The sequence below is a fragment of the Xanthomonas sp. 60 genome (assembly GCF_011761925.1).
Genome location: NZ_JAASQW010000002.1, coordinates 544506 through 565928, shown reverse-complemented (window position 1 = coordinate 565928; position 21423 = coordinate 544506). Strand labels below are relative to the sequence as shown.

Below are 21423 nucleotides of genomic sequence, written 5' to 3'. Positions count from 1 at the left end.
GCCTGACCTGGTGTTCGCGTGGCCGTGGGCGCTGCTGGCGCTGCCGCTACCCCTGCTGATGCGGTGGTGGCCGAAGCGCCCGCCGACGCACGGTGCGGCGCTGCGCGTGCCGTGGTCGGCGCAGGTACTGGGCGCCCTCGCACAGGGTTCGGCCTCCACCGCACGCATGCTGGCCCGCCTGTTGTGCTGGCTGGCCTGGGGCTGCCTGTGCCTCGCGCTGGCCCGCCCGCAGGTGTTGGGCGAGGCCGTCGCACCACCCACGCAGGCGCGGCAGTTGATGCTGGCGATGGACGTCTCGGGCAGCATGGGCGAGCCGGACATGCAGCTCGGCAACCGCGTGGTGGAACGCCTGGTGGCGGCCAAGGCCGTGCTCGCTGATTTCCTCGACCGTCGGGCCGGTGACCGCGTCGGCCTGCTGGTATTCGGTGACCGCGCCTATGCGCTGACGCCGATCACCGGCGACCTTGCCAGCGTGCGCGAACAGCTTGGCGATTCAGTGGTTGGCCTGGCGGGTCGCGAAACCGCCATCGGCGACGCCATCGCGCTGGCCGTGAAGCGGCTTCGCGAACAACCCGAGGGCCAGCGCGTGCTGGTGCTGCTCACCGACGGCGTCAACAACGCCGGTGTGCTGGCGCCGCTGCGTGCCGCCGAACTGGCCGCCACCGAAGGCGTGCGCGTGTACACCGTGGCCTTCGGCGGCGATGGCGGCATGAGGATGTTCGGCTTGAACATCGGCCAGTCCGACGACCCGGTCGACGAAGCCACGCTGCGCAAAATCGCCGAGCTCACCGGCGGCCGCTTCTTCCGCGCGCGCGACACTGCCCAGCTTGCCGGCATCTATGCCGAGCTTGACCGGCTCGAGCCGGTCAAAAGCGAAGGTCCACGTCTGCGGCCCCGAAGTGAACGCTATCCCTGGGCGCTGGCACTGGCGATGCTGCTGGGCACGCTGGGCTGGCTGCTACCGAGGCCAGGGGCATGAGCCTGCCGCTGCTGGAAACGCTCCACTGGATACGGCCACAGGCCTTCTGGCTCCTGCTCGCGGTGCCGCTGATCGTGCTGCTGGCGTGGGTGCGTGGACGCCAGAGGCGGCGCTGGAAGGACGTGGTCGATCCCCACCTGCTGCCGCACCTGCTGGTCGACGGCGGGCGCGCCGCACGTGCCTGGCCGTGGGCCGTGCTGCTGGGCTGGACGCTGGCCGTGACCGCGCTTGCCGGTCCCTCGTGGCGCACGCAGGCGCAGCCGTTGCTGCAGGCCAGTGCGCCACTGGTGGCCGTGCTCGATCTGTCCGGGCGCACCACCGCCACCGACCTGCCGCCGTCGCGGCTGCTGCAGGCGCGTGCCAAGCTCGCGACCTTGCTGCGCGAACGCGAGGGAGGACAGATGGCGCTGGTGGTCTACGCCGACGACGCCTATACCGTGGCACCGCTCACCGACGACGTGGCCAACATCGCGCTGTACCTGGACGCGCTCTCCCCGCAGGTGATGCCTGCCGACGGCCAGCGCACCGATCGCGCGATCGACTGGGCCACGCAGCTGCTGCAGCGGGCCGGAATGCGCGAGGGGCGCATCCTGCTGCTGACCGATCGGGCGGATGCGGCCGCCGTCGCGGCCGCTGCACAGGCGCGGGCACAGGGCATGCAGGTGTCGGTGCTCGGGCTGGGCACCGCGGCGGGTGCGGCCTACCGCGATGGACGCGGACAGATCGGCACGGCCGCCCTTGATGAACCCAGTCTGCGGCGGTTGGCGTCCGCAGGTGGCGGGGAGTACCGCAGGTTGGGCAGCGGCGACAGCGATCTGCGCGCCCTGGGCGTGCTGCGCGCGGTGGCCAGTGGCATCGGGCAGCAACGGGGAGACACCGTGCAATGGCGCGACGAAGGGTTCTGGTTGCTGATTCCGCTGATGCTGCTCGCCCTGCTGGCGTTCCGTCGCCACGCCCCACTGCTGGGCCTGGTGCTGGTGCTGGCGTGGGCACCGCTGCCGCCTGCCCACGCGCAGGCCACCGGCGGCGCGGGGGCCCCTGCACCGGCGCCAACGGGCTCGCTGTGGCTGCGTGCCGACCAGCAGCAGCAACGCCGGATCGAACAGGGGGTGCACGCCTACCGGGCAGGGGATTTCGCCGCCGCCGCGCAGCAGTTCGAAGGTATCCGGACCGCTGAGGCGTACTACAACCTGGGCAATGCCCGGGCGCGTCTGAATGATCTGGACGCGGCCGTGGAGGCGTACGACAAGGCGCTCGCCGTCCGCCCGGGCATGCCCGACGCGGTGGCCAACCGCGCGGTGGTCGAGGCGGCGCGAAAGCGCAGGCCGCCACCCGGCGGTGGCCAGGGCCAGCCGCCGTCTCCTCCCCAGGGCACGCCTCCAGGCAACCCGCCGGCCGGTGCGCCACCGAAGCAGGCAGGGGCCCAGGGCCAGCCGGAACCGTCCCACCAGGGCGAGGGCCAGCCTGGAACGCCCGCCCCGCCTTCGCCGTCGCCCAAACCAGGAGAACCCGCATCCGCAGACCGCGGACAGCAGGGCCCTGCGCCACCGACGCCACAGGGCAGCGCCGCGCAGCAGCAGGCCGACGCGCAGCAGCGTCAGCGCATGCAGGACGCGCTGCGGCAGGCGCAGGACGGCAAGGGCGGCACCGACGAAGACGCCGCTGCCGCCCGGGCGCCGTCCATGACCCCGCAGCAGCGCGAACAGCAGCAGGCCGTGGAGGCCTGGATGCGCCGCGTGCCGGACCAGCCCGGTGACCTGCTGCGCGCGAAGTTCCAGCTGGAAAACCAACGCAGGAAACAGGAAGGCCGATGACGCTCCCGCACTCCCGCACGCCACTGTGGCCGTGGCTGCTCATGCTGGTCCTGCTGCTGCCCGGCGCGCTGCAGGCGCAGACGCGGGCATGGCTGGACCGCGCCCAGGTGGAGGCCGGCGAGACGGTCACCCTCAACATCCAGACCGACGCCGATGCGACGCCGGATTACAGCCCGCTGCGCACCGATTTCGAACTCGGCGCGCAGTCGCGCAACCGGCAGGTGGAGTGGGTCAACGGCCGCATGCAACGGCGGACACTGCATGGGGTGGCCCTGGTGCCCAAGCGCGAAGGCACTTTGAACATTCCGCCGCTGCGGGTCGGCGCCACGCAGACGCCGGCCCTGCGCCTGCAGGTCACTGCCGCGCGGCCGGCGCGCAACGACGGCAGTGCGGTGGCCTTCGTGGAAACGTCGGTGGACGATCCCAGGCCCTACGCACAACAGAGCGTGGGCGTGGTGGTGCGGTTGTATTACGCGGCCCAGCTGGCGTCTGGCACGTTGGCCCTGGACACGCCCGAGGGCGCCTCGCTGCAGGTGGTCGGCGAGGACCGCAGCGATGTGCGCGAGGTCGGTGGCCGCCGCTACAACGTGGCCGAGCGCCGCTACCTGCTGATTCCCGAGCGTAGCGGCCCCCTGCAGCTTCCCGGCGCGCGCTTCGAGGGACGCACCGCCGGGTCGTTCTTCGATGATTTCTTCGGCCGCAACGGCGATGGCACGCTGCGTGCCCGTTCGCCCGCGCAGACCCTGCAGGTGCGGCCGCAGCCGGCCGATGCACCGCAACCCTGGCTGCCGCTGCAGGACCTGCGGCTGCGCTACCTTTCCGCGGCGCAGCGTGCGCGCAGTGGCGAAGCGGTCACGATCGAAGTGGAGGCCGTCGCCGTGGGCGCCACGCGGGCGCAGTTCACCGGCCTGCCCGTGCCGGACCTCGGCGCGCAGGCGCAGGTGTTCGCCGAGCCGGCGCAGTACGAGGAAACCTTCACCGGCGATTCGCCCCAGCTCAAGGTCACCCGCCGTTACGCGATCGTGCCGCGCGCTGCGGGCGCGCTGACCGTCCCGGGCCTGCAGATGCAATGGTGGGACGTGCGGGCAGGGCAGGCACGCCGCACGACGCTGCCCGACCTGGTGCTGCAGGTCGCTCAAGGCACGTCCGCGCCGGCCGTCCCGGCCGCGACGGTGGATACCCAGGCGGCCCTGCCGGATGACGCGGCAGGAGCAGGACCCGATGTGGGCGCCGCCACGGATGCGCCCGATCTGGCCCGCAGCGGCCTGCAGGACCAGCGCGCGTGGATCGTTGCCACCGTGGGCTTGGCCCTGCTGTGGCTGCTCACCCTGTGGTGGGGCTGGCGTCGCGGGCGCCCTGCCACCGCGCCGCCTGTACCGGGGACGGAGGGCACGGGGGTGCCGGCGGCGCGCGGTCCGGACCGCGCCGCACGGGCGGCACTGCGGCGCGCGCTGGAGACCGACAGCCTGGCCGAGATCACCGGCCTGCTGTGCTCCATGGCGGGCGTGAGCCGGCTGGAGCAGGTGATCGAACGCCTGTCCGACAGCGACCAGCGCGAGGCGCTGCAGCAGCTGCAGCAGGCACGCTGGTCCGGGCAGGGCGACGTGCCGGAGGTGCGCCGCCGGCTGAAGGCAGCCTTCCATGACGGACCGCACTGGTCCGCGCCGGCCACCGTGGCCGACACGGGCCTGCCCCCGTTGTATCCCCCATGACCCGGAAAACTGCTGGCGGGCGTCCGCGCTTTGCTACAGTGTTTTCCTTTGCCAGGATCCCGTGCCGATGACCGCAGCCCGCCCAACGAAGAAGAAGATGCCGTTGCACTGGAAGATGGGCATCGGTTTCGCCGTCGGCCTGCTGTCCGGTCTGCTGGTGCATGCGCTCGGCGCGCAGATGCCGGGCCTGATGGAGGGTGCGCGGTGGGTGATGAGCTACCTCACCACGCCGCTGTCAGGGCTGTTCCTCAACCTGATCTTCATGCTGATCGTGCCGCTGATCTTCTCGGCACTGGTGATGGGCGTGTCGGAAATGGGCGACATCCGTTCCCTGGGTCGCATCGGCTGGAAGACGCTGGCCTATACCGTGGTGCTGTCGGGCATTGCCGTGGGCATCGGACTGGTGCTGGTCAACCTGCTCAAGCCGGGCGCGGGCGTGGACCCGGCGCTGGCCAACCAGCTGCTGACCGAGAACCTGGAGCGTTCGCAGGAAATCGTGGCCGGTGCCGGCACCTCGCCCAAAGGCGTGGACATGTTGCTGTCCATCGTGCCGAACAACATCGTCGCGGCGGCCTCCAGCAACGGGGCGATCCTGTCGCTGATGTTCTTCGCGCTGATGTTCGGCATCGGCATGGTGTTGACCGACTCGGAAAAGACCGGCGCGCTGCGCAAGGCCATCGAAGGCGTGTTCGAAGTCTCGATGACCCTGATCAACCTGGTCATCCGCCTGGCGCCGTACGCCGTGGCCTGCTTCATGTTCAATCTGGCAGCGCTGTTCGGCTTCGATCTGCTGGTGCGGCTGGGCGCCTACGTGGGCGTGGTGGTGCTGGCGCTGGGACTGCACATGGTGGTGACCTACGGCACCGCCGTGTGGTTGTCGGGCCGTTCGCCGCTGTCGTTCTTCCGCGACACGCAGGAAGCCACGGTGATGGCGTTTTCCACCGCCTCGAGCAATGCCACGCTGCCCACCGCCCTGCGCGTGGCCGACCAGATGGGCCTGCCGCAGCGCGTCTCGCGCTTCGTGCTGACCGTCGGCGCCACGGCCAACCAGAACGGTACCGCGCTGTTCGAAGGCGTGACCGTGATCTTCCTGGCGCAGTTCTTCGGGGTGGACCTGAGCATCGGCCAGCAGGTGATGGTGATGGCGGTCTGCATCCTCGGCGGCATCGGTACGGCCGGCGTGCCGTCGGGCTCGCTGCCGGTGGTGGCGATGATCTGCGCGATGGTTGGCGTCAACCCGCTGGGTATCGGCCTGATCCTGGGCGTGAACCACTTCCTGGACATGTGCCGCACCGCGCTCAATGTCACCGGTGACCTGGCCCTGGCGACGCTGGTGGCCAAGGGTGAAAAGGACGAACCCGCCGTTGCGGTGGCGGTCGACCGCGAGGTCTGACCAGGCCCCCGGAAAGTGACCGCGGGGGCGCGCGGTCACCGACCCGGCCTTGCTACCGCACGCCTGTTCATCTGCGACATTTCAGAAACGCCCGGCCCTTGCGCCGGGCGTTGTCGTTCATGCCCCGTCTGGCGCGGCGTGTCCTGACCCATGCAGTGGTGTGGGACAATGGGTCGCCCGCACGTCCGCGGCCGCCTCCCTGATTCCGACCGAACCATGACGCAGCCTACCCGCCGCCAGTTGGCCAATGCCATCCGCTTCCTTGCCGCAGACGCGGTCGAAACCGCCAAGTCCGGCCATCCCGGCATGCCCATGGGCATGGCCGACATCGCCGAAGTGCTCTGGAACGACTATCTCCGGCACAACCCGAAGAATCCGCAGTGGTTCAACCGCGACCGTTTCGTGCTCTCCAACGGCCACGGCTCGATGCTGCAGTACGCGCTGCTGCACCTGAGCGGCTACGACCTGCCGATCGAGCAGCTCAAGCAGTTCCGCCAGCTCGGCAGCCACACCGCCGGCCACCCGGAATACCACGAGACGCCCGGCGTGGAGACCACCACCGGTCCGCTCGGCCAGGGCTTCGCCAATGCCGTCGGTTTCGCTCTCGCCGAGAAGCTGCTGGCGCAGCGCTTCAACCGCCCGGAGCTGGAAATCGTCGATCACCGCACCTGGGTGTTCATGGGCGATGGGTGCCTGATGGAAGGCGTGTCGCATGAAGCCGCTTCGCTGGCCGGTACCTGGGGCCTGAACAAGCTGGTGTGCTTCTGGGATGACAACCGCATCTCCATCGACGGCAACACCGAAGGCTGGTTCACCGACAACACCGCCGCGCGTTTCGAGGCCTATGGCTGGAACGTGGTGCGTGACGTGGATGGCCACGATCCGGAGAGCATCAAGGCCGGTATCGACGCCGCCCTGTCGCAGGACGACAAGCCGACCCTGATCTGCTGCCGTACCACCATCGGTTTCGGTTCCCCGGCCAAGGCCGGCAAGGAATCCAGCCACGGCGCACCGCTGGGCAAGGACGAACTGGAGGCCACGCGCAAGGCGCTGGGCTGGGACCATGGCCCGTTCGAGATCCCCGAAGCCATCTACGCCGGCTGGCGGGCCGGCGGCACGGGCACCCTGCGCCAGGCCGAATGGGAACAGCAGTTCGACAAGTACGCCGCGCAGTACCCGGCCGAGGCCGCCGAACTGACCCGCCGTTCGCACGGTGAGCTGCCGGACGATTTCCTTGCCAAGGCCGATGCCTACATCGCGCAGGTGGCGGCCGAGGGTCCGACGATCGCCTCGCGGAAGGCCTCGCAGCTGGCCATTGAAGCCTATGCGCCGCTGCTGCCGGAACTGGTCGGGGGCTCGGCCGATCTGGCGCACAGCAACCTGACCCTGTGGAAGGCGAGCAAGTCGGTTGCCACCGACGACGCAAACGCCAATTACGTGTATTACGGCGTGCGCGAGTTCGGCATGACCGCGATCGCCAACGGCCTGGCGCTGCACGGCGGGTTCCTGCCGTTCGATGCCACCTTCCTGGTCTTCAGCGACTACGCCCGCAACGGCGTACGCATGAGTGCGCTGATCCCGGCGCACGCCATCCACGTCTACACCCACGATTCGATCGGCCTGGGCGAAGACGGACCGACCCACCAGCCGGTGGAACACCTGGCCTCGCTGCGCTACATCCCGAACAACGATGTGTGGCGCCCGTGCGATGCCGTGGAATCGGCGGTGAGCTGGAAGGCTGCGATCACCCGCAAGGACGGTCCGAGCTGCCTGGTGTTCAGCCGGCAGAACCTGCCGCACCAGCCGCGCGATGCCAGCCAGATCGCGCAGATCGAACGCGGTGGCTACGTGCTGGCCGACGCCGAGGGCGGCACGCCTGACGTGATCCTGATCGCTACCGGCTCGGAAGTGACGCTGGCGACGGAAGCCAAGGCGCAGCTCGATGCGGCGGGCCTGAAGACCCGCGTGGTGTCGATGCCTTCGACCGACGTGTTCCTGCGCCAGGATGCGGCCTACCGCGAAGCCGTGCTGCCCAACGCCGTGCGCAGGCGGGTGGCGGTGGAGGCCGGTGTCACCGGCTTCTGGCGCCAGTTCGTCGGCCTGGATGGCGCGGTGATCGGCATCGACACCTTCGGTGCCTCGGCGCCGGCGGACAAGCTGTACCAGCACTTCGGCATCACCACTGCCCACGTCGTGGAAGCCGCCAAGGCCCTCTGACGACCGGAAGGGGACGGGGGAATCAAGTCGTTGCTGAAGCTGCGACCTGATTCCCTCCGTCCCCTCTTGCGTTCAGGTGGTGCGCGCCAGGGCCAGGCGCAGCAGGCGTGCGTTGAGACGTTCGCTGAAGGTTGCGGGCGCGTCCAGCGCCATGCGCTGCAGGTAGACGGCGTCCCCATCGCCGGCACGCTGCCACAGCGAAGCCCATACCGTGGCCAGCAGGGCAGGTCGCGTTGCGGTGTGGCTTTTCAGCCATCCCAGCGCCTTCACCAGCACCTGCTCCACCTCGTTGAAATCACTGCCCAGCGGATAATCGGGCAGGGTGCCGTCCGCCCGCAGCGGGGCCAGCGCATCGGACAGGCGCTGCGGGGTGTTGCGCTGCTGCGCGCGCGGATCGGGCGGCACGGCCTGGCGCAGCTTGCGTGCGGCGAAGGCCTGCTGCAGCAGGGCGGCCTGGAACGGTGCCTCGGCAATCCCCGCCATGGCCTGCGTGCAGTCTTCGTCGGTGAGTCCACGCAGGTCCGCGATGCCGTATTCGCTGATGTAGATATCGCGCAGGTGCCTGGGAATGGTGGTGTGACCGTAGTTCCAGCGCACATTGGTCACCCGCTGGCCCCGTTCGACGCGCGCAGCGCGTAGCATCAGCACGCTGCGCGCCTCCGGCAGCGCGTGCGCCATCGCAACGAAGTTGTACTGGCCGCCTACGCCTGACACCACGCGACCATCGTCCAGCGCATCAGACACCGCCGCACCCAGTCCGGTGGCGATCATGCATGAATTGAAGAAGCGCGCATGGCGGCGCTGCAGCCGTTCCAGCGCCTCGTTGCCGCCGTAAAGTTGGTTGATTTCGCTGATCCGGCGCATCCCGATGGCGCCGCGTTCATCGTCCGGCAGCGTACGCAGCCAATGGTAGAACTCGGGCGATCCCAGATAGAACGCGCCGTGCAGGTACTGGCCCTCTGCTGCGAGCGTGGCGTGGTCGATGGACAGCGTGCTGCCATTCTCGATGCGCTCCATCAAAGCCAGGTCGTCGTGTACCTTGCGCCGGATCACACCGGTCTGGACCAATTTGCGGAAGCCCTCGTTGAGCATCTCGCTGCAGCCGTACAGCCCGATCTGGAACGGCGCCAGGCCGCCGATTTCCTTCACCAGCGGGTGGTCCAGCAACTGCGGATCCAGCGCCTCCAGCGCACGCAGGTAGCGCGCGTTGTCAGTGTGGCGCAGCACCAGCGCGTGGCTGAGCGCATCGGCCAACGTGCCGATACCGATCTGCAGCGTGCCGCCATCGCGGACCAGCGTGCTCGCATACAGACCGATGGCATGGTCGGCGTCGGCGACCGGCTGACGCGGCAGTCCGAACAGGGCCGGGTAGGGCGCAGGAGGGGTGATCACCAGATCGAAGAAGGACACATCCACCGTCGCCGAGCCATCCAGGTAGGGCAACTGCGGATCGATTTCCGCCACCAGCAGCGGACGTGGCAGTCCGCGCGCGGCGATGGCGTCCAGCGTGTCCTGGGTGATGTCGTTGTTGCAGGACAGCGACAGCCGACGGTCGTCCGGACGCATCGCCACTTTCTGCACGATCACGTGCGGCGCACGTTGCGCCACCGCATCGGCGGCGTGGGTGTAGTTGAGGCTGGTGTAACTGGATTGGGCCTGCCGCGAACCCAGCAGCGCACCGGACTGCATGTAGAACTCTTCCACCTGCACGTGGGCCGGCAGCGCATCGCGGGCCATCGCATCGGCGTAGGCCAGGCGCGGGAATTCCGCGCCGAAATGGCGTTCGACGAAGGGTCCGAGCAGGCGTGCTTCCAGTCCATCGCCCTTGGCCTGCGGCGGATTCAACGAAAGCGCGGTGTAGAGATGCAGGGGCCGATCCGCGTCTTCAGCCACCCGCGCGTACAGCGCGTTGAGCAGGCGGTGTGGCTTGCCCAGCGCCAGCGGCGCCGCCACGCGCAGCGGTCCCGGGATGTTCGAGAACAGCCAGTCGACGGCGGCGTCCAGGTCGGTCAGGTGGTCGGTCATGGGGTTCTTCCCTGCTTGGATACGGCGACAATCACCGCATTACAGCATTCCCGCCTTGAACCGCTGTCGACGCGCCGATGCGGCGGCCCCGCCTGACCCCGCACCGCGTTGCCTACCTTCAAGATCGTCCACCGCCGCCGCGAAGTGCCCTTACCCCACGGAGGTGGCGCCGCCCTGGATGTTCGCGGCCACGGCCGGGTCCATCAGCCGGGGTACCGGCAGTGTCGCGTCGCGGGCCTGCCGTGCGGCAACGAACGTGGCCTCGTCCACGCCGTCGCGCACATGGATGTTGTGCGCGCGCTGCGCGCCGATCGTCGTCTCATTGGCGATGCTGCGGCCGCCGGGTCCGTAGTCATGGCACACGAACACGCGCGTGGCCTCCGGCAGCGCAAGCAGGCGCTGGATGGAGCGGTAGAGCTGTGCCGCGTCGCCGCCCGGGAAATCACAGCGGGCGGTGCCGGCATCAGGCATGAACAGCGAATCCCCGGGAAACAGCGCATCGCCGACCAGGTAGGCCACGCTGTCGCTGGTATGTCCGGGCACGGCGATGACACGGGCCTGCAGGCTGCCGAGCATGAAGGTCTCGTTGTCGGCGAACAGGTGGTCGAACGCGGGAGGTGCCGCGGCGAGGTCGATGCCGTAGCGCGGGGCAAAGCTGGCCTGGACCTCGCCGATGCCTTCACCGATGGCCAGCGTCGCCTCGGTGAAATGATGCTGCCGGAGCCACTGCCCGCCCGAGATATGGTCGGCGTGGGCGTGGGTTTCCAGCAGCCAGCGCACCCGCAGGCCACGCTCGCGCAGGTAATCGAGCACCGGCTGCAGGGGGGCGGCGCTGTGCAGGCCCGTCGACACGTCATGGTCCAGTACCGGATCGATCAACGCCGCTTCGGCGGTGGCTGGATCGTGCACCACATAGCTGAACGTGTGGCTGTCGGCGTGGAAGAACGATTCGACGTGGGCAGGCATGGGACTCTCCTGTTTCTGGCGGATCAGCGGCGGCCAAGCGTGGCGTTGAGCAGCTGCCCCAGTCGTTCGCCGGCGATGCGCAGCTCGGTTTCAGCCACCGCGCGGTAACGCTCGGTGTAGTCGTCCCCGAGTTTACGCGAGGCCGGGTAGACGCCCGGTTCGACCGCGATGCGGCAACTGGCTTCGGCCCACGCCGGGGCGTCGCGGGCGATATCGGGGCGACGCGGCAGCGCAGGCCGCGGCAGGCGCTGCAGTACGTTCACGTAACCGTCGTCATCCAGCTTGCGCGTGTTGAGCAGACCGCTGTCCCAGAGCGAATGCAGGTTGGTACCGCGGTTGGCGAACTGCACCTGGAAATCATTGCCGCCCTTGTCGTGGGCGTAGCCGGCGTGCATCGGCTGGTGCACGTCGCCGACGAAGTGCACGACGAACTTCAGCGCCTGCGCGCGCTCGGCATCCGGGCGGCTGCGGTCGCCGAGGATCGCGGTCTGCGCTTTCAGCGCCTCCACCACGCAGTTGCCATCGCGGCACTGCTGCTCGGGTTCGTACCGGCACTGCTGCTCGGCCATGTTGATGTAGTGCCAGCGTGCCGAACGGCGGCCCAGTCCAGGGTCCTTGGCACGCAGCTGGTCGGCCCACGGCGCGACGCCTGCCAGAGTGGGCTCGGCTTCACCGGCCAGCAGGCGATCGACTTCGGCCTTGGCGGCAGGGTTCAGACGGGTTTCGGCGATACGCCCGACCAGCCGGTGGCCCTGGGCGCCCCAGGCATGGGCGGTGGAGGCGAAGGAGAGCAGGGCCGGTGCCAGCGCAGCGGCCAGGAAAAGGGAATGCAGGGATTTCATCCGCACATTCTAGCGGACCGCCATGGCGTGCCCTTGCAGGATGTGGCGGCATCATCAGGTGCCGCCACGTCCGTGCCTGGATCAGAACTTGAAGACGTAGGCCAGGCCGTAGGCCAGCGGATCGATGTTGACCGTACCGAGCTTCTGGCCATCGAGCTTCACGTCGCTGTCGATGTCGATGTAACGCACGTCCACGCGCAGCGAACCCTTCTCGCTGAGCGCGAAATCCAGGCCGGCATGGGCGGCAACGCCCCAGGAATCGTCGAGTTTCAACGTGCTTCCGGCCAGCGCACCGCCGGTTTCTTCGCTGAAGAACGTGGTGTAGTTCAGGCCGACGCCCACGAACGGGGAGACCTTGCCCGCGCTGTTGAAGTGGTACTGCAGCGTGACCACCGGCGGCAGGTGCTTGGTACTGCCGACGCGGCCCAGGCCGGCGATGGCGATGTCATGCTTGAACGGCAGCGCAGCCAGCACCTCGATGCCCAGGTTGTCGGCGATGAAATATTCGCCGGTGATGGTCGGCTTGATGTCGTTGTCCACGTCCACCTTCAGCGTGCCGCCGGCGAGCGTGCCGTTGTTGGATTTCGGTGCCACCTGGTGAACGCCTGCGGCCAACGTCCAGTCACCCTTCGACTGGGCCATGACCGGGGCGGCAGAGAGGGAGAGGGCGGCGGCCAGGCTGGCCATCAGGAGCGGGGAGGGCGTGCGCATTGTTGCGTCTCGTTGTGGGGTGATGGGGTGCAGTGTCCGCGGCACGTGCATGCAACGCCTTGATCCGGATCAATTCCGCGCAGCCGTGCCGGCAGCCCAGCGGTCACCACGGCGGCCCCCGGAGGGGCCTGATAGAATCACGGCCCCTATCCACCCCGCCGCGCCCGCAGCGGCTGCAGGAGTTCGTCAACATGGCAATCAAGGTTGGTATCAACGGTTTCGGTCGCATCGGACGCAACGTCCTGCGTTCGGCGGTGCTGAACTTCGGCGACGACATCGAGATCGTGGCCATCAACGATCTGCTGGAGCCCGATTACCTGGCGTACATGCTGAAGTACGACTCGGTCCACGGCCGCTTCAAGGCCGATGTGTCCGTCGAGGGCGGCCAGCTGCTGGTCAACGGCAGGAAGATCCGCCTGAGCCAGGAGCGCGATCCGGCCAACCTGAAGTGGGACGAAGTGGGCGTGGACGTGGTGATCGAATCCACTGGCCTGTTCCTCACCAAGGATACCGCGCAGAAGCACATCGATGCGGGTGCGAAGAAGGTCATCCTGTCGGCGCCGTCGAAGGACGATACGCCGATGTTCGTCTTCGGTGTGAACGACAAGACCTACGCCGGCCAGGCGATCGTCTCCAACGCCTCGTGCACCACCAACTGCCTTGCGCCGCTGGCCAAGGTGATCAATGACAAGTGGGGCATCAAGCGTGGCCTGATGACCACCGTGCACGCCGCCACGGCGACCCAGAAGACCGTCGACGGTCCGTCCAACAAGGACTGGCGCGGTGGCCGCGGCATCCTGGAGAACATCATTCCCTCCTCCACCGGTGCGGCCAAGGCCGTGGGCGTGGTGATCCCGGAGCTCAACAAGAAGCTGACGGGCATGAGTTTCCGCGTGCCGACCTCGGATGTGTCGGTGGTGGATCTGACCGTGGAGCTGGAGAAGGAAGCGACCTACGCCGAGATCTGCGCCGAAGTGAAGGCACAGAGCGAAGGCGCGATGAAGGGCATCCTGGGCTACACCGAGGACAAGGTCGTGGCGACCGATTTCCGCGGTGAAACCCACACGTCCGTGTTCGACGCCGAAGCCGGCATCGCGCTGGACGGCACCTTCGTCAAGCTGGTCTCCTGGTACGACAACGAGTGGGGCTATTCGAACAAGTGCCTGGAAATGGCCAAGGTCGTCGCAGCGAAGTAAGCACGCCCGTGGATGTGTGGTAAAGCGGACCCCGGCCTCGGCCGGGGTTCGTCGTTTCAGGCGGGCTGTGAAGCATGCTGGCCGCCTGATCCGTGGAGCGTGTCACACGGCCTGAGGGAACATGCAGCAAGAGCCGGCGTGATCGACGGCTGACAGGTCGCCGGGCTGCAGGAGTGCTAGACAGAGGGCCCTGCCTGCGGAAATCCGACGATGTACATCAAAAACCTGACCCTGGTGATCTGTACCCTGATGGGTACGACGCTGCCACTTGCCTCCGACGCCGCCGCCGCGGACCCGGATGCCGCGCGGGTGGAGGCGCTGTCACACCTGATGGCCGCCGCCCCGGCGGACGCCGTCGAATCCCTGCATCGCGAAAGCGGGATGCCGCAGGTCCGGCAGGACGGCAAGGGCGGGTGGGTGATCGAGCTGGGCCGCGACATGCTCGCCCCTTACCGCGGCGCACAGATTCCGGCTGAGCTCGACGAGCGCCTCCAGGCCATGCGCCTGGCGCTGACACTGCGCGAAGAACAGCGTGGCGGCGGCGGTTCGATCGCGTTCCGGTTCGGCGGTGAGCCGCTGGAAGCACTGTTCGCCGAGCCGGTCGCAGCGCCTCGGCGTGTGACCGGCGAGGAGGGTGTGGATGTGTTCGTCTCGGCCAGCCACGGGTACTACTTCCACCACGGTTTTGGCGATTGGCGGCTGCAGAGGCCCTACGTCAACGGTGTGGTGGAGGACCTGCTGACACCGCGCTTTGCCGAGCAGGTGATCCAGCAGCTCGCACGGCAGGGGCGCACCTCGCTGTACGGTCGTTCCACGCTTACAGGGCTCCACCCGGCCAGCGGACGGCCGTGGTGGCAGATGGCTTCGCGGTATCACGCGCAGGCCCTGTACCCGCAGCGGCCGGACATCTGGCAGAGCTACGCCGACAGGACCTCGCCCCTGCGCGAGTACAACGACGACATCCGCTCCCGACCGCTGCTTGCCAACGAGCGCGGCGCCCGCGCGCTGATCCACCTGCACTCCAACGCGGCGTCGGACGCGCAGGCGCGCGGCATGATGGCGTTCGTACAGCCCGGGCGGGCAGAGGATCGTCGGCTCGCACATGTGCTGCTCTGCGCCGTGCGCACCGGCCTGCAGGCCACCCCGGCCTACGCGTCCTACCGGGTTCGCGTGGTCCCGCTGGAAGGCAATTACGGGGAAAACCGCCTGGCCGCCGCGCCCTCGGTGCTCATCGAAATGGGCTTCCACACCAATGTCGACGACGCGATGGCGCTTCAGGATCCGGTGTTCCAGGCGGCCGTTGCCGCCGCCCTGGTCAAGGGCCATGCGGCTTTCCTTGCCGGCGAGGGGGCGGGCGGCGAAGCGGTCTGCGAATGAGCCCACTCTCCCTGCAAGCGGCGTTTTCATAGGATGATGCGCGCTTGAGGGTGCCACCGGGGCGCCACGGCCGTGACAGGAAGTTCTTGAATGGAAGCATTGATCACGATGCTGGTGCTGTTCGCGCTGGCGATTCCCGTGCTGCTGGTGGTGGCGCTGGTGATGATCGCCGGACTGCGTCGCCGCATCGAGGTGCTGGAGCGGTCCCTGCAGGGCGCGCCCGTGGCCGAGCCTGCCGTAGCCGAGCCTGTGGGCGCGCCACTTTCGCGGGCGCGACCGGCGGACGCGGCGGATGCGGCCAGCGACCGCGCTGACGCCACCACGTCCACCGCACCGACGGGTCCGCCCCGGCTGCCGGCCGCAGCCAGTGCCACGCCACCGCCCGCACCGCGCCGTGAGCCGCCCGCGGTGCCGCCGCCGCCCCCAGGTCCGGGCCCGCTCGAAAAGGTCTTCGCCGCAGGCAAGCGCTGGTTCACCGAAGGCAACGTGCCGGTGAAGATCGGCATGCTGGTGCTGCTGGCCGCCGTGGCTTCGCTGCTGAAGTATGTGAGCGACCAGGGCCTGCTGGATGTGCCGATTGAACTGCGGCTGGCGGGCATCACCCTTGGCGCGCTGGGGCTGCTGGCGTTCGGCTGGAAACAGCGGGGAATGCGACCGCTGTTCGCGCTTGCCCTGCAGGGCGGTGCGATCGGTGTGCTGCTGCTCACCGTGTTCGCGGCCTGCAAGCGCTATGAACTGCTCGGCACGGCGCCGGCCTTCATCGCCAGCGTCGCCCTCGTGGCCGGCCTGTGCGTGCTGGCCGTGGTGCAGAACTCGCGTACGCTGGCCGTGCTTGGCATCCTTGCCGGCTTCATGGCACCGCTCTGGTTGTCCTCCGGCTCGGGCAACCACGTGGGGCTCTTCAGCTACTACGCCGTGCTCAACGCAGGCATCTTCGCCATCGCCTGGTATCGCCCGTGGCGCGCGCTGAACCTGCTGGGCTTTGCCTTCACCTTCGGCATCGGGGTGCTGTGGGGCGTGGAGCGCTACACGCCCGAGCACCTGTCCACCACGCAGCCCTTTCTGGTGCTGTTCTTCGCGTTCTACCTGCTCATTCCGCTGCTCTACGCGCGGCGCACCGCAGCGACACCGGGCAGCATCGTCGATGGCAGCCTGGTCTTCGGCACGCCGCTGGTGGCGTTCTCGCTGCAGGCGGTGATGCTGCCCGGGCAACCCATGCTGCTGGCTGGCATGGCGCTCGGGGTGGCCGCGCTGTATGCGCTGCTGGCACGCGCACTGATCCATCGCCCGCACTTCGCGGTGCTGGCGCAGGCGTACGCGGTACTGGCGGTGGGGTTTGCCACGCTGGCGGTACCGCTGGCCCTGTCCGCGCGTGCGACAGGTGCGGTGTTCGCACTGGAGGGCGCCGGCCTGGTGTGGCTGGGCCTGCGCCAGCAGCGTCGGCTGCCGCAGATCAGTGGCGCGCTGCTGCAGATCGCGGCGGCCTTCGCGTTCGTGGCCGGCGCGGACCACTGGTTCGGCGATACCCGTGCGCTGCTCAATCCCACGGCGATGGGCGCATTGCTGCTGGCCATCGCAGGGTTCGCCTCCGCCTGGAGCTACCGGCGCCACGGCCGCAGCAGCGTCGGCCTGGTGTATTACCTGTGGGGCCTGCTGTGGTGGCTGGGCGGGCTGGTCCACGAGTGCATCCGGTTCGCGCCGAGCCGCAGCGAACCCGAGGCGCTGCTGGTACTGGCGGCCATCACCGGCTGGCTCGCCGCCGAAGCGCACCGTCGCCTGCCAGCGGCCGCGCTTTCGTTGACCACGCTGTGCATGCTCGCCATGGGCTTTCCGCTGCTGCTGTGGCAGCTGCACGGCCAGGGCCAGCCGTTCGCAGGCTACGGCGCGCTGGCCTGGCTGGTGATGCTGGTGCTTGGCCTGCGCGCGCTGCACGCGCTGCGCCAGGGCGGAGATACGGTCGCAGGCATCGCGCAGTTCGTCTGGCTCTTGCTGTGGCCCAGCGTGGCCAGCCTGGCGCTGCAGCAGGTGGCGCAGGTGAACGGGCTCGCGCAGGGCTGGGTGGTGCTGCTGGTGGTGCTGCCGTGGCTGCTGCTGGGCGCGCTCACGCTGTGGCGCTGGCGTTGGGTCAGCCTGCCGCTGGGCACGGCGTTCGACGCGGAGCGGCCGGTGTTGCAGGGACTGCTGTTCGGCGGCCTCGCGCTGGCGTGGCTGTATGTCCATCAGCTGTCGGGCTGGGCGACGCCGTTGCCGTGGCTGCCGGTGCTCAATCCTGCCGAGCTGGCCCAGTGGGCGATCGTGGCGCTGCTGGCGCGGTGGTTGTATGCCTTCCCGGCGCAGGCGCCCGCCACGCTCGTGCGGATCCGCGTGCCGGTGCTCGCGGTGGCTGGGTTCATCGCCGCCACCAGCCTGACCCTGCACACCGTGCACCACCTCGGCCACGTGCCGTGGAATGAAGCGCTGGCCGCTTCAAGCCTGGCGCAGACCAGCCTTACCGTGGTCTGGAGCCTGCTCGGCGTGGTGGCCTGGATCAGCGGGTCGCGGCGCGGCCAGCGGACCCTGTGGACGGTGGGCGCGGTGCTGATGGCGCTGGTGCTGGCCAAACTGATCCTGGTGGACCGCCAGCACCTGGGCAACCTGCTCGGTATCGCATCGTTCATGGCCTACGGGCTGCTGTGCACGGCCGTGGGATACTTCGCACCGGCGCCCCCGCGGCGCGCGGACAGCGTCGAGGAGCGTGCATGAAGAAGTGGATCGTCCTGTTGCTGGCAGCCCTCGTCCCGCCCGCGGCTGCGCAGGATCATCGCCAGCAGTACGCCGAGCAGTGGCCGCTGAGCGTTTCCAGCGAACAGTCCGGCGCCTACCGGGTCACGCTCGAGCCGCAGATCTATCGCCGGGCCTGGTCGCCACAGCTGGCCGATGTGCAGGTCTACAACGCGGCGGGGCAGGCCCTGCCGTCGGCGCTGCTGGCACCGGACCAGCCCCTGGCCCAGCCACCGGTGCAGCGCGAGCTGCCGTGGTTCGTGCTGCCGCCGCTGGATGCGCGCAGCCGCAACGATCTGCAGCTGCTGACCGAGCGTGACAGCGATGGCCGCGTGCGGCGCGTCGAAGCCCGCATGGGCGGCGGCGCGGCGGCGCGCCCCGGGGGCTGGCTGATCGACGCCACGGTACTCGGACAGCAGCCGCTGGCGGCCATCATGCTGGACTGGAGCGGACGCGAAGAGCCGCTGCAGGTGAACGTGCGCGTGGACGCCAGTGATGACCTGAACAGCTGGCAGCCGGTACAGGCCGAGGTGCCCCTGGTCGACCTGCAGCGCGCGGGCAAGCGCCTGCTGCAGCGACGCGTGGAGATCGCGGGCAATGCCCGCTACCTGCGCATCCTGCCCGCTGGCGAGGGCGCGCTGCCGGTGCTGCGCGCCGTGGACGCCGAGCTGCCTGCCGCACCGGCCACGCTGCCGTGGGAATGGATGGCCCTGCAGCCGAAGGCCGCCGCCGCCGGCCGCTTCGAATTCGAGCTCGATGGCCGTTACCCCATCGCACGGGTGGATGTCACCACCGATGACAACAGCCTGGTGCGATGGACCGCCTGGAGCCGCGATGACCCCGGCGCGGACTGGCACCAGCGCACCACCGCATGGGTGGCGTACCAGGTACAGGGAGCGGATGCGCAGCGGCAGCGCTCGCCCGCGCAGACGCTCGCCTCGCCGACCCGCGACCGCTACTGGAAGCTGGAGGCGGAGCCGGCGTCGGCAGCGGTCACGCCGGTCCTGCAGCTCGGCTACCAGCCCGAAGTGCTGGTCTTCCTGAGCCAGGGCGCGGCGCCGTACGCCCTCGCCGTGGGCAGCGCCACGGCCGTCCGCGTAGACGCTCCGGTCGCGGTGCTGGTGGACGAACTGCGCCTGCGCAACGGGCCGGAATGGCAGCCCACGCTTGCTCGACTGGAAGGCACCGCGGAGCCGCTTGCAGGGGATGCGGCGCTGCGGCCGCCGCTCGACTGGAAGCGCTGGATGCTGTGGGGCGCGCTGTTGCTCGGCGTACTGCTGGTGGCGGCGCTGGCGTTGAGCGTGCTGCGCCAGAAACCGGCATGAGGCGGGCCGCGCGCGGTCCCGGGTGAGGGAAGCGTCTGCGGACGGGTTTGCCGTCGTCCTGCGCACGCAAGACAATAGGGGCCTGCGCTGCCTGCAGCGCCCTCATTCCCAAGCCCAGGATCTGCCCATGTCCATCGTCCGCATGACCGACCTCGACCTTTCCGGCAAGCGCGTGCTGATCCGCCAGGATCTCAACGTGCCGATCGAAGACGGCCGGATCACCTCCGAGCAGCGCATCACCGCGTCCCTGCCGACGCTGAAGCACGCACTGGAGCAGGGTGCCGCGGTGATGGTCACCTCGCACCTGGGCCGGCCGACGGAGGGCCAGTGGAGCCAGGAGAACTCGCTGCAGCCGGTGGCTGACCGCCTTGCCGTACTGCTCGGGCGCGATGTGCCCCTGGTGCGCGACTGGGTGGACGGCGTGGCGCTCCAGCCGGGCCAGATCGTGCTGCTCGAGAACTGCCGCATGAATGTCGGCGAGGGCAAGGACGACGAAGCGCTGGCGAAGAAGTACGCCGCGCTGTGCGACGTGTTCGTGATGGATGCCTTCGGTACCGCGCACCGGGCGCAGGCCTCCACCCACGGCGTGATCCGCTTCGCTCCGGTCGCTGCGGGCGGCCCCTTGCTGATGGCCGAGCTGGACGCACTGGCCAAGGCGCTGAAGGCGCCGGCCACGCCGCTGCTGGCCATCGTGGCCGGCAGCAAGGTCAGCACCAAGCTGGAGCTGCTGTCCAGCCTGGTAGGCAAGGTGGACCAGCTGATCGTGGGCGGTGGCATCGCCAACACCTTCATTGCCGCGGCGGGGCATGCGGTGGGCAAGTCGCTGTACGAGCCGGACCTGCTGGACACCGCCAGGCAGATCGTCGCCGACGCCAGGGCGCGCGGCGCGGAGATTCCGCTGCCGGTGGACGTGGTGGTGGCCAAGCAGTTCCTGCCCGAAGCCGAGGCGTCGGTGAAAGCGGTTGATGCCGTGGCCGAGGATGACCTGATCCTGGACATCGGCCCGCAGACGGCGGCGAACTATGCACAGCTGATCGCCAAGGCCGGTACCGTGGTCTGGAACGGTCCGGTGGGCGTGTTCGAGTTCGCCTCCTTCAGCAAGGGCACCGAGGCACTGGCCCGCGCGATTGCCGCATCGAGCGCGTACTCCATCGCCGGTGGCGGTGACACGCTGGCGGCCGTGGACAAGTTCGGCATCGCCGGGCAGGTCAGCTACATCTCCACCGGTGGGGGTGCGTTCCTGGAGTTCCTGGAAGGCAAGACGCTGCCCGCCGTGGCGGCGCTCGAAGCCCGCGGGGGCCAGTAAGCGTGGGCTCCGGCGAGGGCGCCGAGGTGCGCGACACGCTGTTCTTCGACCTCGACGGTACGTTGATCGATTCGGAGCTGGGCATCACCCGTTGCATCACGCATGCGTTCGAGCAGATGCAGCACCCGGCGCCGGCGCGGGACGCGCTGCGCGGCTGGATCGGCCCGTCGCTGCGTACCAGCTTCGGCCCGGTGTTCAACGACGCCGACAAGGTGGAGCAGGCGGTGGAGTTCTACCGCCAGCGCTTCGAGACCGACGGCTGGCGCGAGCATGTGGTGTTTCCGGAGATCGAACCGGTGGTGCGTGCGCTGCATGCGCGTGGCCACCGGCTGGCGGTGGTGACGGCCAAGAACGAGCCGCACGCGCGGCGGATCATCGACCATCTGCCCTTCGGCGCCTGCTTCGATGAGGTGGTCGGGGCCACCGTGGATGGTTCGCGCAGTGGCAAGCCGGCGCTGGTGGCCGAAGCACTGGCGCGGTTGGCGTTGCAGCCGGCGCAGTGCGTGATGATCGGTGACCGGCGCATGGACATCGAAGGTGCACGTCACCACGGGATGCGCAACATCGGCGTGCTGTGGGGATTCGGCGGGGCGGACGAACTGACCGCGGCGGGCGCCGGGGCGCTGGCCGCGGCGCCGGGAGACCTGCTGCGGCTGATCGGCTGAGGCGCTGTGGGTAATGGCCGGGCCCTGGCAGATCGCGGTCCCTGCCGTTGAAAAGGGAGCGATCGAAAGTGCGTGACACGGCCTTGACGTGATCATGACCTGCGTTGTCTTGCAGACATCGGCGAGATCATTGCG

15 protein-coding genes are annotated in these 21423 nt (G+C 69.1%); 11 read left to right on the top strand and 4 right to left on the bottom strand.

Going from position 1 to position 21423, the window contains the following annotated elements:
* Nucleotides 1–58 precede the first annotated feature (58 nt).
* The 5 genes from FHY09_RS06420 (at nucleotide 59) to tkt (ending at nucleotide 8115) form a co-directional block, all read left to right on the top strand.
* Complete coding sequence (locus FHY09_RS06420; protein WP_166925541.1) at nucleotides 59–979, top strand: vWA domain-containing protein; 921 nt, start codon at nucleotides 59–61, stop codon at nucleotides 977–979.
* Complete coding sequence (locus tag FHY09_RS06415; RefSeq protein ID WP_166925294.1) at nucleotides 976–2793, top strand: VWA domain-containing protein; 1818 nt, start codon at nucleotides 976–978, stop codon at nucleotides 2791–2793. Before FHY09_RS06420 ends, FHY09_RS06415 begins: the two co-directional genes overlap by 4 nt.
* Nucleotides 2790–4505, top strand: coding sequence for a BatD family protein (locus FHY09_RS06410; protein WP_166925292.1), 1716 nt, complete (start codon nucleotides 2790–2792; stop codon nucleotides 4503–4505). Before FHY09_RS06415 ends, FHY09_RS06410 begins: the two co-directional genes overlap by 4 nt.
* 67 nt (nucleotides 4506–4572) lie before the next feature.
* Nucleotides 4573–5898, top strand: a complete 1326-nt coding sequence (locus FHY09_RS06405) for a dicarboxylate/amino acid:cation symporter (protein WP_166925290.1) — start codon at nucleotides 4573–4575, stop codon at nucleotides 5896–5898.
* Nucleotides 5899–6114: 216 nt separating this feature from the next.
* Complete coding sequence (gene tkt / locus FHY09_RS06400) at nucleotides 6115–8115, top strand: transketolase (RefSeq protein ID WP_166925288.1); 2001 nt, start codon at nucleotides 6115–6117, stop codon at nucleotides 8113–8115.
* A gap of 72 nt (nucleotides 8116–8187) precedes the next feature.
* On the opposite strand, the gene FHY09_RS06395 is transcribed toward tkt, so the two are convergent.
* The 4 genes from FHY09_RS06395 to FHY09_RS06380 form a co-directional block, all read right to left on the bottom strand.
* Complete coding sequence (locus FHY09_RS06395; RefSeq protein WP_166925286.1) at nucleotides 8188–10140, bottom strand: acetyl-CoA hydrolase/transferase C-terminal domain-containing protein; 1953 nt, start codon at nucleotides 10138–10140, stop codon at nucleotides 8188–8190.
* A 150-nt stretch (nucleotides 10141–10290) separates the two neighbouring features.
* Complete coding sequence (locus FHY09_RS06390) at nucleotides 10291–11106, bottom strand: MBL fold metallo-hydrolase (protein ID WP_166925284.1); 816 nt, start codon at nucleotides 11104–11106, stop codon at nucleotides 10291–10293.
* 23 nt (nucleotides 11107–11129) lie between these two features.
* On the bottom strand, nucleotides 11130–11948 hold the full coding sequence (locus FHY09_RS06385; RefSeq protein ID WP_166925282.1) for a S1/P1 nuclease: 819 nt from the start codon (nucleotides 11946–11948) through the stop codon (nucleotides 11130–11132).
* Between the two features lie 81 nt (nucleotides 11949–12029).
* Nucleotides 12030–12659, bottom strand: a complete 630-nt coding sequence (locus FHY09_RS06380) for an OmpW family outer membrane protein (RefSeq protein WP_166925280.1) — start codon at nucleotides 12657–12659, stop codon at nucleotides 12030–12032.
* A 191-nt stretch (nucleotides 12660–12850) separates the two neighbouring features.
* Here FHY09_RS06380 and gap point away from each other — a divergent pair, with 191 nt between their 5' ends.
* The 6 genes from gap to FHY09_RS06350 all read left to right on the top strand — a co-directional run bounded on the left by gap (nucleotide 12851) and on the right by FHY09_RS06350 (nucleotide 21288).
* Complete coding sequence (gene gap, locus FHY09_RS06375) at nucleotides 12851–13855, top strand: type I glyceraldehyde-3-phosphate dehydrogenase (RefSeq protein WP_166925278.1); 1005 nt, start codon at nucleotides 12851–12853, stop codon at nucleotides 13853–13855.
* Between the two features lie 210 nt (nucleotides 13856–14065).
* On the top strand, nucleotides 14066–15232 hold the full coding sequence (locus FHY09_RS06370) for an N-acetylmuramoyl-L-alanine amidase (protein WP_166925276.1): 1167 nt from the start codon (nucleotides 14066–14068) through the stop codon (nucleotides 15230–15232).
* Nucleotides 15233–15322: 90 nt separating this feature from the next.
* Complete coding sequence (locus tag FHY09_RS06365) at nucleotides 15323–17974, top strand: DUF2339 domain-containing protein (protein WP_166925274.1); 2652 nt, start codon at nucleotides 15323–15325, stop codon at nucleotides 17972–17974.
* Nucleotides 17971–19317: a DUF3999 domain-containing protein gene (locus FHY09_RS06360; RefSeq protein ID WP_166925272.1), complete on the top strand. Its 1347-nt coding sequence runs from the start codon at nucleotides 17971–17973 to the stop codon at nucleotides 19315–19317. Before FHY09_RS06365 ends, FHY09_RS06360 begins: the two co-directional genes overlap by 4 nt.
* 127 nt (nucleotides 19318–19444) lie before the next feature.
* Nucleotides 19445–20623 (top strand): phosphoglycerate kinase, encoded by a 1179-nt coding sequence (locus FHY09_RS06355; protein WP_166925270.1) that lies wholly within the window; start codon nucleotides 19445–19447, stop codon nucleotides 20621–20623.
* Nucleotides 20624–20625: 2 nt separating this feature from the next.
* Nucleotides 20626–21288 carry an HAD hydrolase-like protein gene (locus FHY09_RS06350; protein ID WP_456362718.1) on the top strand — a complete coding sequence of 221 codons (663 nt, stop codon included), beginning with the start codon at nucleotides 20626–20628 and terminating at the stop codon, nucleotides 21286–21288.
* The last annotated feature ends 135 nt before the right edge of the window (nucleotides 21289–21423 follow it).